The organism is Paenirhizobium selenitireducens ATCC BAA-1503, assembly GCF_900492185.1.
In the GTDB taxonomy this organism is placed as follows: Bacteria; Pseudomonadota; Alphaproteobacteria; order Rhizobiales; family Rhizobiaceae; genus Allorhizobium; species Allorhizobium selenitireducens_A.
Window position 1 is genome coordinate 80,633 of the sequence record NZ_UEYP01000003.1, and the last position, 16,455, is coordinate 97,087.

The following is a 16,455-nucleotide window of genomic DNA, read 5'->3' on the forward strand; positions in this document are numbered from 1 at the left end:
TTTGCTGAATTGCCTCAACCCGGCAAGCGCCCCATGGCCTTCGCCATGGCGTATAGGGCTATTCCGCTGGCCGTTCCGACATTGAGACTGTCGAGACCCGGCATCTGCGCGATCCGAGCCGTGTGGAACCGCGTCAGGATCGCCTGCGGTAGCCCCTCGCCTTCCGTTCCCATCACCAGAGCCATGCGTCCCTCGGGCGCGATCTCGCCGATCTCGACCTCACCGCCCGGCGATAGCGCCCAGATCGCGAAGCCTGCCGCGGCAAGCCGGCCGAGCAGCGCCTCGCTCGAGCCTTCCCGCGCATAGGGCATGGTCAGCACCGAGCCCACCGAAACGCGCAGCGCCTTGCGATAGAGAGGATCGCAACAGGTTTCGTCCAGCAGCACCGCATCCGCGCCGAAGCCCGCGGCATTGCGGAACAGGGCGCCGATATTGTCATGGTTGGAAATGCCGCAGCCGACCAACACCAGCGCCTCTTGCGGCAGTGCCCCGACCAGCGCATCGACCGATCCGCCGCCGTCCCGCCGGCCGAGCGCCAGAACGCCGCGATGAAGGTGGAAGCCGGCAATCGCATCGAGCACCGGGGTTTCCGCGACATAGACAGGCACGTCCTCGGGAAAGGCGGCGAGCAGATCGGCCACACCCTCGACCCGGTTACGCAGCAGCAGCAACTTTTCGGCCCGGATGCCCAGGCCCGCACCATGGGCTGCGGCGAGCATTCGCAAGACCACTGTGCCTTCGGCGATGAACCCGCCGGCCCGCCCGGTCAGGTCACGCTCGCGGATCTGCGAGAACTCGGCGATCCGCGGATCGGCCGGGTCCTCGATGGCAATCAGCTTGCGCTCGCTCATCGCCGATCCGAAATCAATTGCCGGTGACGGTGACGTCGGCGATGATCCGGCCGACCGACAGGTCGAAAACCAGCGCCTTCCTGGTGCCGTCGGCCATCGTGCCGTAGAACAGGATCTGGTTGTTCGACAGGGCGGTCGAGCCAACCGTGAATCCGGTCGGCAGGCTGGCCGTCAGGTTGAGCGGCTGGTCGGCGGGAATGGCAAGCCCGGAGGCAGCCACCGGCTTCTCCGTGCCGTCCGGCCGGGTGACCTTGTAGACGATGGCAGCCAGCACGGCCATGAACATCAGCATCATGATGCCGCCGGACACCAGTTGCAGCTTGACCATCTTGCGGCGGACGCGCTCCATCGCCGGATCGAGCGGCTTTTCTTCCTGTTCGTCGTCGTCGAGATGAGCCATGGCTTTAACGTCTCTGTTCCTGAGGTCCGCAAGGTCTGGTCTTTTTCCCCGATGCGAACCATTGTTCAGGGAAAAACAGCCGTGAAACAAGGCTTTCGATTGTCGAAGGCCAAAGTCTGTGCCAAGTGGCAGCAAAATCAATGAGCCGCAATACCGGTGGTTCTCACGCGGGATGACAGATGACCGACCCCTTTAGCGAAGCCGAGAGGCCAAGAAAAGACCTGATTGCCGCGGATGAAGCCGATGGACGCCTCGACGCCTGGCTGGCGGCGGCGCTGGAGGGTGAATTTTCGCGCAATCGCGTCAAGGCGCTGATCGAACAGGGGGCGGTCACCATCAACGACGTGACCGTCACCGAGCCGAAGCGCAAGATTCGCCCCGGCGACCGCCTGTCGATCGTCCTGCCCGAACCGGAAGATCCGGAACCGAAGGGCGAGGATATTCCGCTGGAGGTTCTCTACGAGGATGCCGACCTGATCGTCATCGCCAAGCCGCCCGGCCTCGTTGTCCATCCGGGCGCCGGCAACTGGACCGGCACACTGGTCAATGCGCTGATCCACCATTGCGGCGACAGCTTGTCGGGCATCGGCGGCGTCAAGCGGCCCGGCATCGTCCACCGGCTCGACAAGGACACGTCCGGCGTCATGGTGGTCGCCAAGAACGACCTGGCGCACCGCCACCTCGCCGACCAGTTCGCCGACCATGGCCGCACCGGCCCGCTGGAGCGCGCCTATCAGGCCATCGTCTGGGGACGGCCGCGGGGCTTGACCGGCACGATCGACGCACCGCTGGGGCGCGCCGGCGACCGCACCAAGCGCACGGTCAAGAAGGAAGACACCGACGACGCCCGCGAGGCGATCACCCATTACCAGGTGCTCGAACGCTACGGCGAGAAGCCGGATGCGACCTGCCTCGCCTCGTTGGTCGAGTGCCGGCTGGAAACCGGCCGCACCCACCAGATCCGCGTGCACATGGCCCATATCGGCCATCCGCTGATCGGCGACCAGGACTATGGCGCGGCCTTCAAGACCAAGGCCAACCTGCTGCCTGAGCCCGCCCAGACGACGGTCAAGAACTTCCCCCGCCAGGCCCTGCACGCCTACCTTCTCGCCTTCGAGCATCCGACCACCGGTGAGACCATGCATTTCACCGCACCGATCCCCGCCGACATGCAGGAAATCATCGACGCGCTGCGAGAGTTGTAAGACCGCTCCGGCGGCCCGACGGGCTGGGTATCGCCCCTTTCGTCGCCCTTCCGGCGTCACGCGCTCGTGATCCGCGCCTACCCTTGTATCCGGGTTTTGCCACACTTATCTGTTAGCTGGGTTTCTGTGGGATTTTGGGAAATCCACGGGAATCAGGCTCGCCCATTCGTAAAGGGGAGCCGAACAGAGAAAGGGGTGCTTCATGGCCCGCAGTACATTGCCTAGCATTACCGCCGGCGAAGGCGGTCTCAACCGTTATCTCGACGAGATCCGCAAGTTCCCGATGCTGGAACCGCAGCAGGAATACATGCTCGCCAAGCGTTACGCCGAACATGGCGATCGCGACGCGGCCCATAAACTCGTCACCAGCCACCTGCGCCTCGTCGCCAAGATTGCCATGGGTTATCGTGGCTACGGCCTTCCGATCGGCGAAGTCGTGTCCGAAGGGAATGTCGGCCTGATGCAGGCGGTCAAGAAATTCGATCCCGAACGCGGCTTCCGTCTCGCCACCTATGCCATGTGGTGGATCAAGGCCTCGATCCAGGAATATATCCTGCGCTCCTGGTCGCTGGTGAAGATGGGCACGACCGCCAACCAGAAGCGGCTGTTCTTCAACCTGCGCCGCCTTAAGGGCAAGATCCAGGCCATCGAGGAAGGCGACCTGAAGCCGGAACAGGTGACCGAGATCGCCACCAAGCTGAAGGTTTCCGAGGAAGAGGTCGTTTCGATGAATCGTCGCCTGTCCGGCGACGCGTCCCTCAACGCCCCGATCCGTGCCGCCGAAGGCGAGTCGGGCCAATGGCAGGACTGGCTGGTCGATGACCACGAAAGCCAGGAAGCTGTCTTGATCGAGCAGGACGAACTCGAAACCCGCCGCCGCATGTTGGCGAAGGCCATGAGCGTTCTCAACGATCGGGAACGCCGCATCTTCCAGGCACGCCGCCTCGCCGAAGACCCGGTGACGCTCGAGGAATTGTCGGCCGAGTTCGACATCAGCCGCGAACGCGTTCGCCAGATCGAGGTTCGCGCCTTCGAGAAGGTGCAGGAGGCCGTGCAGAAGGAAGCACTGGAACGCGCTGCGGCACTTCGGGTCGTCGAGGCCTGACGCAGAGCCTCCAAGAACGGCCACACCGCCGCACGCCCGGCATACGGCCGAAACCCTTACCGACCACACGAAAAAACCCGGATCTGCCGATCCGGGTTTTTGCTTTTGAGCTTCACGGACGGACGGTCAGTTGCCGGGCCCGCCCAGTGCCGTCCATTCCTTCATCACCTGGTCGAAGACAGCAGCGCCCACGGCGCCCTTGTCGAGCGTCAGCAAGGCGCGGCGGCCGTTGCGATAGCTGATCGGGATATCGATCCAGCCACGGGTCGCCAGCAGGTCGAGATTGGCCTTCATGATGTGCTCGAAGTCGTTGAGCGCCACCAGATAGGTGTCGTCGGTGACCTTGGCCGCGACCGCGACGAGCGGATCGCCGCGATCCTGCTCCGTCCGCTTCATGGCGATCCGTTCCAGCTTGTCCACCGCCCCACCTTCGAAATCCGGCGGTACGGAGAATACAACCTCGATCAGATGGCTGGCCGGCAGCGAGCTGTCGGTGTTGCGCTTGATGGTGATCAGCGCGGTCAAGCCGCGATCCGGAATGGTGATCTTGCCCTGGATCTCTGGATTGGGCTTGCCGTCCTCGCCGGTTTCGCGCAGCGCGCTCCAGGCGATCGTGCCGGGCACGGCGGTCGGCGTGGTCTGGCCGAGACGTTCCTCATAGAGGAAGGCCCGCTCACCGTTCGCGGCCGGCGCTACGCTGTCGCCGGTGGAGGGAGCCGTCGTGGTTGGTGTGGCCGGCTGTGCGACCCCGGCATTGGTTCCAACCGCCGGCTGGTCGGTCGGCTCCACGGTCGAGGCGACATTCTGCTCGGAAACCGATTTGCCTTCGCTCGACGGACCACCCGCGGCAGTCGTGCCGGCGCCTTCGTCGACTTCCGTTCCGTCCGGCATGAGGCGCTGGGTGAACTTCTGGCCGGCGACCGATCCGTCGTCCGCAGCACCATTGGCCGGTTGACCCGTCTCCGCGGCCGGCGCGGGCGTGCCCGTTGCCGTCTCCGCCCCGTTGCCCGCTTCGGGCGCCGTTTGTTCGGTGACCGTGGCCGGCGTCGTATCGGTCAGGCTGCTGACATACTGGGTGATCCGATCGCGATAGGTCCAGGCGGCAAAGCCGCCGCCTGCGACCAGGGCGACACCCAGAAGGCCAAGCACGACCGGTGCATAATTGCGCCGCTCCTTGGGCTCGATGCGATAGGCGCGTTGCTGCGTTTCGGCGAGGAAGGCATCGACGTCTTCCACGCCGCTTGACGCCGGCGCTGCGTCCGCAGCCACAGGCTGCGGCTGAACGACCGTGTCCCCGACCGGCACGACAGCGGCCACGCCCCCATCGGCCGCAGTCTCCTTCGGCTTGTCATATTCGGCAAACCAGTCGGAGAAATCGTCGCTCGCCACCGGCATGTCCGTGGATGGGCCGTCCTTGGCCCCCGCGGACGGCAGGGCATAGGCCGCGCTGTCCCAGTCGAGGGCGTCAAGCGTCCCCGGTGCCGCAGGCTCGGACTTCACGCCAGTCACACCGTCGGACGGCGTGGCAAGCGCGTCGGCGTCGGTCGGTCGAGCCGGTTCGCTGCGCCAGGATGCGTCCGTGGGAAGCTCCCACGGCTCGTACGCCGCCGGCTGAACCGCTGCCGCTTCCGGCGCGGCCGCCTGATCCTGCTCGGCACCGGCATCCGCCGCGCGCCTGGGCATCCAGTCGTCTTCGCCCGTTACCGGGATTTCCACCAGCCGGTTATAGGAGGGAACCGTGGGCGCAACCTCGACAGCTGGCGTTTCCGCCTCCGCCTCAAGCACTTCGGCCTGGGCTTCGGCTGCGCGCTGGCTCTCGCGATACTCCTCCGGTTCTTCCGAGGCAACCGGCGCGGCATAGCCTTGATCCGGTTCGACCGTCGAAACGACATCGCGGTCGACGTCCGAATAGGCCGGGAACGCGGCCGGTGCCGGCTGCTCGACGGCCTCGACCGGCTCCTCGGCCCATCGAACGGGCTCTTCCTGAGGCGCGACTTCGAATACTTGCGCGGGCTGTGGCTCGGGCGCGGGCTGCAGCTCGGGTACCATCCCGGCAGTTTCCGGGGGCTCCACCTGCTCCGCCTCGAAGCGCCGTTCGGCTTCCGCATGGTCTTCCGGCTCGGCCTGTTCTGGCGCCGCCTGTTCGGGTTCGGCAGGCGCCGCCCAAGGATCGGGCTCGGCCGGGGCCGCTTCTGCCTGCCATGCCCCGGGCGCTGCTTCAACCGGCCGTTCGGGCTCGACTGCGGCCGCTTCTGCCTGCTCGGGCGCCGGCTCCTGCCAGTCCTGCCCAATGGCAGGCTGTGGCGTCATCGCCTCCTCGAAGGTTGCTGCGGCCTCCTCGTCCGGCAAGGCTTCGGCATGTTCCGCCTCGACCTCGAGGATCGCGGCGTCCAGCTTCGCCAGCTGCCGCTGGAGCATCTGCTCCGGCGGCCGCGGGTTCATGTTCTCCAGCTGCCGCAGCACGGCGCTGCGTGCCTTGTCATAGACCTTGGCACGCATCTCAGGTGTATTGTTCGACAGGCCGTCCACGGCACGCCGGATAACCGCAATGAAGTCAGCCATCAGCACTTTCTCGTTGTCGCCGGCGCGCGCCGGCTGGCAAAAGCTTAACGAAATCCAAGCTTAGTCTTCAAATGGATCAGTCACAAGTATGGTGTCGTCGCGCTCGGGGCTGGTCGAAAGCAGCGCCACCGGCGCACCGATCAACTCCTCGACCTGGCGGACATACTTGATCGCCTGGGCCGGAAGATCCGCCCATTTGCGGGCGCCGACGGTCGATTCCTTCCAGCCTTCGAGCGTGATGTAGATCGGCTCGACCCGCGCCTGCGCCGCCTGAGCGGCCGGCAGGTAATCGATTTCCTGGCCGTCGAGCTTGTAACCCACACAGATCTTCAATTCGTCGAGGCCATCGAGAACGTCGAGCTTGGTGAGCGCGATGCCGGTGATGCCGTTGGTCGCGACCGACTGGCGAACCAGGGCGGCATCGAACCACCCGCAACGGCGCTTGCGGCCGGTGACGGTGCCGAATTCATGGCCTTTTTCGCCGAGGAACTGGCCGATCTCGTCGGTCAACTCCGTCGGGAACGGGCCTTCGCCGACGCGGGTCGTATAGGCCTTGGTAATGCCGAGGATATAGCCGAGCGAGCCCGGCCCCATGCCGGAGCCGGCGGCGGCCTGGCCGGCAACCGTGTTGGACGAGGTGACGAAGGGATAGGTGCCGTGATCGATATCGAGCAACGAGCCCTGCGCGCCTTCGAACAGGATGCGCGAACCCTTGCGGCGTTCCTTGTCGAGCAGAACCCAGACCGAATCCATGAACGGCAGGACGCGATCGGCGATCGAGGTCAGTTCCTCCATGATCGTCTTGTGTTCGACCTCGGGCGCGCCGAAACCGCGGCGAAGCGCATTGTGGTGGGTCAGGATACGTTCAACCTTGCCTTCGAGCGCATCGAGATCGGCGAGATCCATGACGCGAATCGCACGACGGCCAACCTTGTCCTCATAGGCCGGACCGATGCCACGACGGGTGGTGCCGATCTTCGTTCCGCTATTGGTGGCCGCATCTTCGCGCATGCCGTCAAGTTCGCGGTGCAGAGACAGGATCAGCGTGGCGTTCTCGGCGATTCGCAGATTGTCCGGCGTCACCTCGACGCCCTGATCCTTGAGGCGGCCGATCTCGGCGATCAGCGCATGCGGATCGACGACGACGCCATTGCCGATCACGGCCTTCTTGCCAGGCCGAACGACGCCCGAAGGCAGCAGCGACAGCTTGTAGCTGATGCCGTCGATCACCAGCGTATGGCCGGCATTGTGGCCGCCCTGGAACCGGACGACGATATCCGCCCGCTCGGAGAGCCAGTCGACAATCTTGCCCTTGCCCTCGTCACCCCACTGCGAACCCACAACCACGACATTCGTCATTTCGAAATCCTGTCTATCGCGCAACAGACTGCGCCTTATCCAAACCCGCGCATCTATACTGTGTTGTTTTTGTGAAATCGACTCGTTATGCGGGCGAAATCGGCTTTTTGCGTGACAAAACGCTGCCCCTCGCCTATCTCATCCGGCAGATCAAAGCCTTAGCGCGCCCTCCCGACCAACCTCCCGGTGCAATCCCTTGCTTCTCAGAGCCTATTTCTTTCTGACCGTTGCAACGCTTTTCTGGGGTGGAAACACCGTGGTGGGCAAGCTGGCCGTCGGCCATGTCAGCCCGATGGTGCTCAATTTTTCGCGCTGGTCCATCGCGCTGATCATCATCTGTTCGATCTCGGTGCCGCAACTGAAAAAGGACTGGCCCGAACTGAAGCGCCACTGGCTGCTGCTGCTCGGCTATGGCGCGATCGGCTATACCGCCTTCAACGGCTTTCTCTATACCGCCCTAAAATACACCAGCGCCGTCAACGGCGCGATCGAGCAGGGCGGCATTCCCGTGCTGATTTTCATCCTCAACTTCCTGTTGTTCCGCATCCCGGTCTCCGCGGTCCAGATCCTCGGCTTCGCCATCAGCTTCGTCGGCGTGGCGCTGACCGCAACCCGTGGCGATCTTGATGTGCTGCTGTCGCTGGCGCTCAATTTCGGCGATGCGCTGCTGCTGCTCGCGGTTGCCGCCTATGCCATTTATACGATCGCGTTGCGCTGGAAGCCGGCGATCCACTGGAAGAGCCTGATGGCCGCCTCCGCGCTGGGCGGCGCGATGACGGGCCTGCCGCTCGTTCTTTGGGAAGAGGCCAATGGCACGATGATCCTGCCGGATCTCGCCGGAATGGGCATGATCGCCTATGCCGCTCTGTTCCCCTCGCTGATTTCACAGGTCTTCTATGTGCTGGGCGTCGAGGGCATCGGCGCCAACCGGGCGGGCCTGTTCATCAATCTCGTCCCGGTATTTGGCACGCTTTTGTCACTCGCGGTGATCGGCGAGGCGCTTCAGCCGCTGCACCTGATCGCGCTTTCGCTGGTTCTCGGCGGTATCGCCATTGCCGAATGGGGCAAGCCCAGACCGACCGCCTGACGCGCCTCGCGCAAGACCTGGTGCCGACCGCAAGTAACCGCTCGCTTTAAGGCAGCACCCTGCACGCAATATGGTGCTTTTCCAAGCCCACCCAAGTGTCCTATCGATTCTCCGGACACTTGCGAGGGAACCGACCATGGCCAAGCCATTCTTCTGGAACGAACTGAACACCGCCGACTTCGCCGGGCTTTCCCCCGACACGACCATCGCCATCCTGCCGATCGCCTCGACCGAGCAGCACGGCCCCCATCTGCCGATCGCCACCGACGTCGCGATCGCAAATGGCATGCTCGCCGAACTGAAGAACCAGCGTCCGGACGATCTCGATTTTCTCGTCCTGCCGACCCAGGAAATCGGCAAGGCCAACGAGCACATTTACGGCCCCGGCACACTGTCCTTCGGCCCGGAGATCCTCATTCCCGCCTGGACCGCAATCGGCACCAAGGTCGCCGAGGCCGGGATCCGCAAGATGGTCATCGTCAACTCCCATGGCGGCAATGTCGACGTGATGAGCATCGTCGCCCGCGAACTCAGAGTGCGCCACCAGATGGCCGTGGTCTCCACCCAGTGGGGCCGCTTCGGCAATCCGGACGGCATGATCTCGGACCACGAGACCCGATACGGCATCCACGGCGGCGAGGTCGAAACCTCGCTGATGCTCCACTTCCGCCCGGATCTGGTGCGCATGGACAAGGCCGAGAACTTCGTTTCGCGTGCGGAGGAGATGAAGGCCAATTCGAAATACCTGACCCCGTTGCCGCCGCATTCGCTCGCCTGGATCGCGCACGACCTCAATCCAAACGGCGTGGTCGGCGATGCCTCGAAGGGCACGGCGGAAAAGGGCGCGGCGATCTGCAGGCATCAGGTCGCGGGTTTCATAGAGCTCTTGCGCGACCTGGCCGGCTATCCGCTGGCCAATCTCTATTCGCGCTGATCTTCGTCGCGCATCGCAAGAGCCCGCTCCCCCGGCTTCTCGCCCGCCGGTATATGGCCCTTGCCCTGCAGTTCGTGCACCAGACCCACCAATTCCTGCATCAGATACTCGACAAACAGGCTGGTCGCCGCATCGAGCGGCGCCCGCGCCCGGGCAAAGAGCTTCATCGGCTGGTGGCGTAACTGGGCCTCGAGCAGCGGACGGAAGACCAGTTCCCCGGCCCGGCACTCGCTGATCACGTCAAGCGGATTGAGCAGCGTCAGCCCCACCCCGCACTTGACCAGTTGCTTCATCAACTCTGACGAATTGGTCTCCAGCACCGGCTCGACCGGCAGCGGCACCGGTGCGAGCGCCAGGTCGATGATATTGCGCAGGCTGGTGCCCGACTGCGCCAGCACCAGCTTTTCCTGCACCACATCGGCGAGGTCGATCGGTCCCGCCTCATGCGACAGCGGATGGCCGGGCGGCAGCACCACGCCCACCGGCACATCGAAATTGGCGAGCGTGCGGATGCCGGGGGTGGCCGGGATGTTGAAGCCGAGGCCGATGTCGACCTCGCCGGTCAGCACCGGGTTGATGGTCGTCGAACCGCCGTCATTGCGCAGCTGGATGCGGACCCGCGGGTGCGATTCGAGAAAGCGCGCCAGGATCTGCGGCAGGGGACCGGCGGCCAGGCCGACCGTCGTCACCAGCGTCACCTTGCCGGCCTGCGGCATTTTCAGCCCGCGAATGCGGGATTCGAGCTTTTCGTAGTTCTTCAGGACGTCGCGGATATGCTCGACGCACAGCTCGCCGGCAGCCGTCAGGCGAAGACCGCGCGGCAGCCGCTCGAAGATCGGCGCCCCAAGTTCCTCTTCGAGCGCCAGGATCTGCCGGTTGACCGCCGACGAGGCGACGTTGAGCCGCGCCGCCGCCTTGCGGATCGAGCCGCAGCGGACGATTTCATTGATGTATTGCAGCTTTCGGGAATGAAGCACGGGGTCACCATTGCATAATTTTTAATCGAATAGCATAAATTGGGCATCTACCTGCACAGCGGTGCAAAAAAGGCATCAATGCGGACGAATTTTGATGCTTTTCAAAGCGCAAGGCAACCGCTCAAATATGGAAAACGGAGCCCAATGGCGGAGCTTCGGCGAATGGACAGGGGAACTCGATCGACATGCGCGACACTCTCAGCAAGACCACCTTCCTCGCCCTTCTCGGGCTCGGAACGGCGCTTTCGGCACAGCAGGCCTATGCCCTCGACGAGGTCAGCTACGGCACCAACTGGCTGGCCCAGGCCGAACATGGCGGTTTCTATCAGGCCGTCGCCGACGGCACCTATGAAAAGCACGGCCTCAAGGTCACCATCGTCCAGGGCGGCCCGAATGCCGCCAATCGCGCGCTGCTGATCGCCGGCAAGGTCGATTTCTACATGGGCAGCCCGCTCGGCGAGATGGATGCCGTCAAGCAGGGCATTCCGCTGGTCGACGTCGCCGCGATCTTCCAGAAGGATCCGCAGGTCCTGCTCGCCCATCCCGACCAAGGCGTCGAAACCTTCGCCGACCTCGCCAAGCTCGATTCGATCTTCATGGGCAAGGACGGCTACGTCACCTATTTCGAGTGGATGAAGAAGAACTATCCGGGCTTCAAGGACGAGCAGTACAAGCCCTACACCTTCAACCCGGCGCCGTTCATCGCCGATCCGAAGTCGGCCCAGCAGGGCTACCTGACCTCGGAACCCTATGAGATCGAGAAGCAGGCCGGCTGGGCACCGAAGGTCTTCCTGCTCGCCGACAACGGCTACAACCCCTATTCGACGATGATCACCACCACCGCCACCATGGTCGAGACCAAGTCCGACCTGGTTCAGCGCTTCGTCGATGCCTCGATCGAAGGCTGGTACAACTATCTCCACGGCGACAACAAGGCCGCCAACGACCTGATCAAGAAGGACAATCCGGAAATGACGGATGGCCAGATCGAGTATTCCATCGCCAAGATGAAGGAATACGGCATCGTCGAATCCGGCGAAGCGCTCGACAAGGGCATCGGCTGCATGACCGAGGAGCGCTACAAGAAGTTCTTCGACGACATGGTCTCGATCGGCGTCCAGACCGCCGACCTCGACTACACCAAGGCCTTCACCACAAAATACGTCTGCAAGGGCGTCGGCATGGCGCTGAAGAAGTGACACGGAAGCCCTTCTCCCCGCGGGGAGAAGGGCCGAGTGGATGCGAGGCGATGAGGGGGAGGCCGGAGGCCTTGCTGACGCCCCCCTCATCCGGTCCTTCGGACCACCTTCTCCCCGATGGGGGAGAAGCGGGAATACGCCGATCCCGACCAACAAGAAGCAATCAAGGCCCGCAATGACATCTCCAGACGCCGAGACGGCAACCTCCTCCGCCCAGAACGGCGCATCGCCGACCGACGCGCGGCGCCGGCCGCTCGTCGTCATGGACCAGGTGACCAAGGTCTTTTCCAGCGGCACCGTGGCCCTCTCCGACATGTCGCTCACCGTCAACGGCGGCGAATTCGTCAGCCTGCTCGGCCCCTCCGGCTGCGGCAAGTCGACGGCGCTCAGGATCATTGCCGGACTGGGCGACGCCTCGACCGGTATGATCGATTGGCCAAGCTCGCGCATCAATTCCAAGGGCCTGCCCGAGGGCGACATTTCCTTCGTCTTCCAGGAACCGACGCTGATGCCGTGGCAGACGGTGTTCGGCAATGTCCACCTGCCGCTCAAGCTCAAGGGCGTCTCCAAGGCCGCCGCGCGCGACGAGATCATGGCAACGCTTGCGACCGTCGGCCTTGAGGATTTTGCCGAGGCCTATCCGCGCGAACTCTCCGGCGGCATGAAGATGCGCGTCTCGATCGCCCGCGCGCTGGTCACCCGGCCGAAGTTGCTTTTGATGGACGAGCCCTTCGCGGCGCTTGACGAAATCACGCGGCAGAAGCTCAACGACGACGTTCTGCGCCTGTGGAAAGAGACCGGCATTACCGTCGTCTTCGTCACGCATTCCGTCTTCGAGAGCGCCTATCTGTCGAGCCGCATCGTCGTGATGAAGTCGCGGCCCGGCCGGGTTCATGCCGACTTTGCGCTGCACACCAGTCTGGAGCGCGACGCGCACTACCGCACCTCGGAAGAATATCGTCAGGCCTGCGAGACGGTTTCGGAAACACTGCTGGAAGCCATGGACGGAGAGGACGCACACTGATGGTCATGAGCCCCGCCTCCCCGACCGCCGCCAAACCCGTTGCAGCCTCCCGTTCGCGCGACACGCTGTTGAAGGTCATCGTGCCGATCATCGTGGTCTTCACGCTTCTGTCCGCCTGGCAGATCGGAGTCGTCCTGTCCGGCGTTCCGCAATATATCCTGCCGAGCCCGATCGCCGCGGGCACCGCGCTGATCACGGACTGGGGAACACTGGCGCCGGCACTCTGGGTCACGACCAAGATCACCCTTGCCTCGCTGGCGCTGGCGCTGATCGGCGGCGTCGGCATCGCCATCTTCCTCGTCCAGTCGCGCTGGATCGAACTCGCCTTTTATCCCATCACCGTCATCCTGCAGGTGACCCCGATCGTCGCGATCGCCCCGCTGATCCTGATCTACGCGCCCTCCACCCAGGTCGCCCTTTTGATCTGCGCGTTCCTCGTCGCCTTCTTCCCGATCCTGTCGAACATGGTGCAGGGCCTCAAAAGCGTCGACCACAACCTCTTGAACCTCTTCGACCTCTATGGCGCGACACGGCTCCAGACGCTGCTCTACCTGAAGCTCCCCGCCTCGCTTCCCTATTTCATGACGGGGCTTCGTATCGGCGGTGGCCTTGCCCTGATCGCCGCCGTTGTCGCCGAATTTGCCGCGGGCTCGGCCGGCGCCGGCTCGGGCCTCGCCTTCCGCCTGCTGGAGGCACAGTATCGACTGAACATCCCCCGCCTCTTCGCGGCCCTCTTCCTGCTGTCCTGCCTCGGCGTCCTGATCTTCGCGATCACCTCCTTCCTGTCCTGGCTCGCCCTGCATCGCTGGCACGAAAGCAGCCTCAAGAGAGAAAACTGATGCCCTTTCCCTCCCTTCCCACCGCCGACCGCTATGTCCTGACGAACGCCACGCTGCCGGCCATCACCGTCGATGGCTTTGCCGGGCCGAGCGGCCGCGAAGGTCTGATCGATGCGGATATCGTCATTGCCGACGGCAAGATCGAAGCGATCCTGCCCGCCGGCTCCGCGCCGACGGATATGCCGGCCACGGATCTCGCGCAGGGCATGGTCTGGCCGTGCTTCGCCGACATGCACACCCATCTCGACAAGGGCCATATCTGGGACCGCCGACCCAACCCGACCGGCGATTTCCCCGGCGCGCTCGACGCCGTGCGCACCGACCGTGAGGCCTGCTGGTCGGCCGCCGACGTGCGTGCCCGCATGGAGTTTTCGCTAAAGACCGCCTATGCCCACGGCACCGGCCTGATCCGCACCCATCTCGACAGCCTGCCGCCGCAACATCGCATTTCCTTCGAGGTCTTCTCCGAACTGCGCGATGCCTGGAAGGACAGGATCACCCTCCAGGCCGTCGCCCTCTTCCCGCTCGACATGATCACCGACGAGGCCTTCTTCGGCGACCTCACCGACGTGGTCGCAAGCCATGGCGGCCTGCTCGGCGGCGTGACCTACCTGATGCCGGATCTCGAAACCCGCCTCGACATGCTGTTCCGCACCGCTTCCGAGCGTGGGCTGGACATCGACCTCCACGTCGACGAGACCCAGGACCACGAAGTCCTGACCTTGAAGACCATCGCCGAGGCGAAGATCCGCAACGGCTTTGCAGGGGCCGTCACCGTCGGCCATTGCTGCTCGCTCGCCCGCCAGAACGACGATCTCGCCAAGGCGACGATCGATGTCGTGGCAAAGGCCGGCCTTTCCGTCGTCTCGCTGCCGATGTGCAACATGTACCTGCAGGACCGGGCGCCGAACCGCACGCCGCGCTATCGCGGCGTGACGCTGTTCCATGAACTGACGGAGGCCGGCATCCCGACCGCGATCTCCTCCGACAATACCCGCGACCCGTTCTACGCCTATGGCGACCTCGATCCGGTCGAGGTGTTCCGTGAGGGGGTGCGCATCCTCCATCTCGACCATCCGCTCGACGAGGCCGCCCGTGTCGTCACCCGCACGCCGGCCGATATTCTCGGCCGCGCCGACCGCGGGCGCATCGCCGCCGGCCTTCCCGCCGACCTCGTGCTGTTTTCGGCGCGACGCTGGAGCGAATTCCTTTCCCGTCCGCAGGCTGACCGCATCATCGTGCGGAATGGCAAGGGCATCGACCGCAGCCTGCCGGATTACCGTGACCTTGACCCGCTGATGAAAGACTGACCATGGCCGACTACCAGCAGATCAAAAAGGAACTCGAAGGCATTGCGGTCGAAGACAATCCGGCGCTCGTCAAACAGAAGAGCCGCGACTTCTATTGGTACTCGCCGATCCTCAAGGCCCAGCTCGACAATGTCGTCGGAGACCTCGTCGTCTCGCCGAAGAGCGAAGAGGAAGTCATCCGTACGCTGAAGGTGGCTTACGCCCACGGCGTGCCGGTCACGCCGCGCGGTGGCGGCACCGGCAATTACGGCCAGGCCATGCCGCTCTCCGGCGGGATCATCCTGAACCTGATGAACATGAACAAGATCAAGGCGATCCATCCGGGGCGGGTGATCTGCGAACCAGGCGTCATCGTCTCTGAACTCGACAAGGAGACCAAGGCCCATTCCGGCCAGGAACTGCGCTTTCATCCCTCGACCGCCCAGACCGCGACGATCGCCGGCTTTATCGCCGGCGGCTCCGGCGGGGTCGGCTCGATCACCTGGGGCGGCTTGCGCGACCTCGGCAACATCCTGCGCCTGCGCGTCGTGACCATGGAAGCGGAACCGCGCGTGCTCGAGCTTTCGGCCTGGGACCTGCAGAAGGTTTCCCACGCCTACGGCACCAACGGCATCATCACCGAAGTCGAGATGCCGCTCGCCCCGGCTTACGACTGGGTCGACGTCATCGTCGGCTATGACGACTTCATGGACGCGGTGCGTTTCGCCGATGCGCTCACCCATCGCAACGGCATTCTTTTGAAGGAAGTCGCGCCGATCGCCGCCCCTGTGCCTTATGAGTATTTCACCCGCCACAAGCCCTGGCTGAAGGAAGGCCAGTCTGTCGTCGTGCTGATGGTCGCGCCGCATTCGATGGAACCCTTCGCCTCCTATGTCGAGAAGATGAAGGGGGAAATCCGCTTCCGCTCCGACACGGTCGAAAGCATGAAGGGCATACCGCATGCCTATGAACTGGCCTGGAACCACACCACCCTGCGCGCCCTGAAGCTCGATCCGGGCTTCACCTATCTGCAGGTCCAGTATCCCGGTCCGAACCATGTAGAGAAGGTCGGCAGAATGGTGGAAATCTTCGGCGACGAAGTGATCGGCCACCTCGAATTCATCAAGTTCGACGGCGCGATCCAGTGCTCGGGCCTGCCGCTGGTGCGCTACACCACGGCGGAACGGCTGGAGGAGATCATCAGGATCCATGAGGAGAACGGTTGCCCGATCTTCAACCCGCACCGCTACACGCTGGAGGAAGGCGGCATGAAGCAGACGGACACGGTTCAGCTCGCCTTCAAGAAGGAAACCGATCCGAAGGGCCTCCTGAACCCCGGCAAGATGATCGCCTGGGACAATCCCGATTTCGACTTCAAGGCCGGCAAGAACTACCTCTTCCCCGGTCTCCAGGCATTCATGGAGACCTGATACCGCCACGACAGACAGAACATCCGAAGGTACTCCCGATCGGGGCTCGCAAACGGCCTCGACGCATGGAAACGACCATGGTGGTCAAAGGCCCGGCTATGGCGGCGGGCCGCTGATCATCGGGACAAACGGCGCGGAAAATTTTCACTCAACGCTCGGCGGCATTCAGTGCCGGGCCACGACATGGAGCTTTT

14 protein-coding genes are annotated in these 16,455 nt (G+C 63.9%); 9 read left to right on the forward strand and 5 right to left on the reverse strand.

The window, feature by feature from the left end; genetic code table 11:
• Positions 1 to 14: 14 nt before the first annotated feature.
• Positions 15 to 851: a TrmH family RNA methyltransferase gene (locus RHIZ70P_RS06570; RefSeq protein WP_115669604.1), complete on the reverse strand. Its 837-nt coding sequence runs from the start codon at positions 849 to 851 to the stop codon at positions 15 to 17.
• Between the two features lie 13 nt (positions 852 to 864).
• Positions 865 to 1,251, reverse strand: coding sequence for a hypothetical protein (locus RHIZ70P_RS06575; RefSeq protein WP_115669605.1), 387 nt, complete (start codon positions 1,249 to 1,251; stop codon positions 865 to 867).
• Between the two features lie 179 nt (positions 1,252 to 1,430).
• Here RHIZ70P_RS06575 and RHIZ70P_RS06580 point away from each other — a divergent pair, with 179 nt between their 5' ends.
• Together RHIZ70P_RS06580 and rpoH are read left to right on the forward strand one after the other, a co-directional pair.
• Complete coding sequence (locus tag RHIZ70P_RS06580) at positions 1,431 to 2,456, forward strand: RluA family pseudouridine synthase (RefSeq protein ID WP_115669606.1); 1,026 nt, start codon at positions 1,431 to 1,433, stop codon at positions 2,454 to 2,456.
• A gap of 202 nt (positions 2,457 to 2,658) precedes the next feature.
• Positions 2,659 to 3,561: an RNA polymerase sigma factor RpoH gene (rpoH, locus tag RHIZ70P_RS06585; RefSeq protein WP_115669607.1), complete on the forward strand. Its 903-nt coding sequence runs from the start codon at positions 2,659 to 2,661 to the stop codon at positions 3,559 to 3,561.
• 126 nt (positions 3,562 to 3,687) lie between these two features.
• Here rpoH and RHIZ70P_RS06590 read toward each other — a convergent pair whose 3' ends face one another.
• Both RHIZ70P_RS06590 and RHIZ70P_RS06595 read right to left on the reverse strand, forming a co-directional pair.
• Positions 3,688 to 6,123 (reverse strand): hypothetical protein, encoded by a 2,436-nt coding sequence (locus tag RHIZ70P_RS06590; RefSeq protein WP_115669608.1) that lies wholly within the window; start codon positions 6,121 to 6,123, stop codon positions 3,688 to 3,690.
• A gap of 60 nt (positions 6,124 to 6,183) precedes the next feature.
• Positions 6,184 to 7,482, reverse strand: a complete 1,299-nt coding sequence (locus RHIZ70P_RS06595) for an adenylosuccinate synthase (protein WP_115669609.1) — start codon at positions 7,480 to 7,482, stop codon at positions 6,184 to 6,186.
• Positions 7,483 to 7,678: 196 nt separating this feature from the next.
• On the opposite strand from RHIZ70P_RS06595, the gene RHIZ70P_RS06600 reads away from it, so the two are divergent.
• A complete protein-coding gene (locus tag RHIZ70P_RS06600; protein ID WP_115669610.1) occupies positions 7,679 to 8,569 on the forward strand; it encodes a DMT family transporter in 891 nt (296 codons plus the stop codon).
• A 136-nt stretch (positions 8,570 to 8,705) separates the two neighbouring features.
• Positions 8,706 to 9,503 carry a creatininase family protein gene (locus RHIZ70P_RS06605; protein ID WP_115669611.1) on the forward strand — a complete coding sequence of 266 codons (798 nt, stop codon included), beginning with the start codon at positions 8,706 to 8,708 and terminating at the stop codon, positions 9,501 to 9,503.
• Here the strand turns inward: RHIZ70P_RS06605 and RHIZ70P_RS06610 are convergent.
• Entirely contained in the window at positions 9,491 to 10,480 is a 990-nt protein-coding gene (locus tag RHIZ70P_RS06610; RefSeq protein WP_115669612.1) for a LysR family transcriptional regulator, read from the reverse strand. The genes RHIZ70P_RS06605 and RHIZ70P_RS06610 overlap by 13 nt on opposite strands.
• Positions 10,481 to 10,665: 185 nt before the next feature.
• Between RHIZ70P_RS06610 and RHIZ70P_RS06615 the strand changes: the two genes are divergently transcribed.
• From RHIZ70P_RS06615 to RHIZ70P_RS06635, 5 genes are all read left to right on the forward strand, one after another.
• Positions 10,666 to 11,679, forward strand: a complete 1,014-nt coding sequence (locus RHIZ70P_RS06615) for an ABC transporter substrate-binding protein (protein ID WP_115669613.1) — start codon at positions 10,666 to 10,668, stop codon at positions 11,677 to 11,679.
• Between the two features lie 175 nt (positions 11,680 to 11,854).
• The gene (locus RHIZ70P_RS06620) at positions 11,855 to 12,703 is read left to right on the forward strand and encodes an ABC transporter ATP-binding protein (RefSeq protein ID WP_115669614.1); all 849 of its coding nucleotides are present in this window, start codon (positions 11,855 to 11,857) and stop codon (positions 12,701 to 12,703) included.
• Between the two features lie 5 nt (positions 12,704 to 12,708).
• The gene (locus RHIZ70P_RS06625) at positions 12,709 to 13,542 is read left to right on the forward strand and encodes an ABC transporter permease (protein ID WP_419178280.1); all 834 of its coding nucleotides are present in this window, start codon (positions 12,709 to 12,711) and stop codon (positions 13,540 to 13,542) included.
• Positions 13,542 to 14,852, forward strand: coding sequence for a cytosine deaminase (locus RHIZ70P_RS06630; protein WP_115669616.1), 1,311 nt, complete (start codon positions 13,542 to 13,544; stop codon positions 14,850 to 14,852). Before RHIZ70P_RS06625 ends, RHIZ70P_RS06630 begins: the two co-directional genes overlap by 1 nt.
• Positions 14,853 to 14,854: 2 nt before the next feature.
• Positions 14,855 to 16,261, forward strand: coding sequence for an FAD-binding oxidoreductase (locus RHIZ70P_RS06635; RefSeq protein WP_115669617.1), 1,407 nt, complete (start codon positions 14,855 to 14,857; stop codon positions 16,259 to 16,261).
• Positions 16,262 to 16,455: the final 194 nt, after the last annotated feature.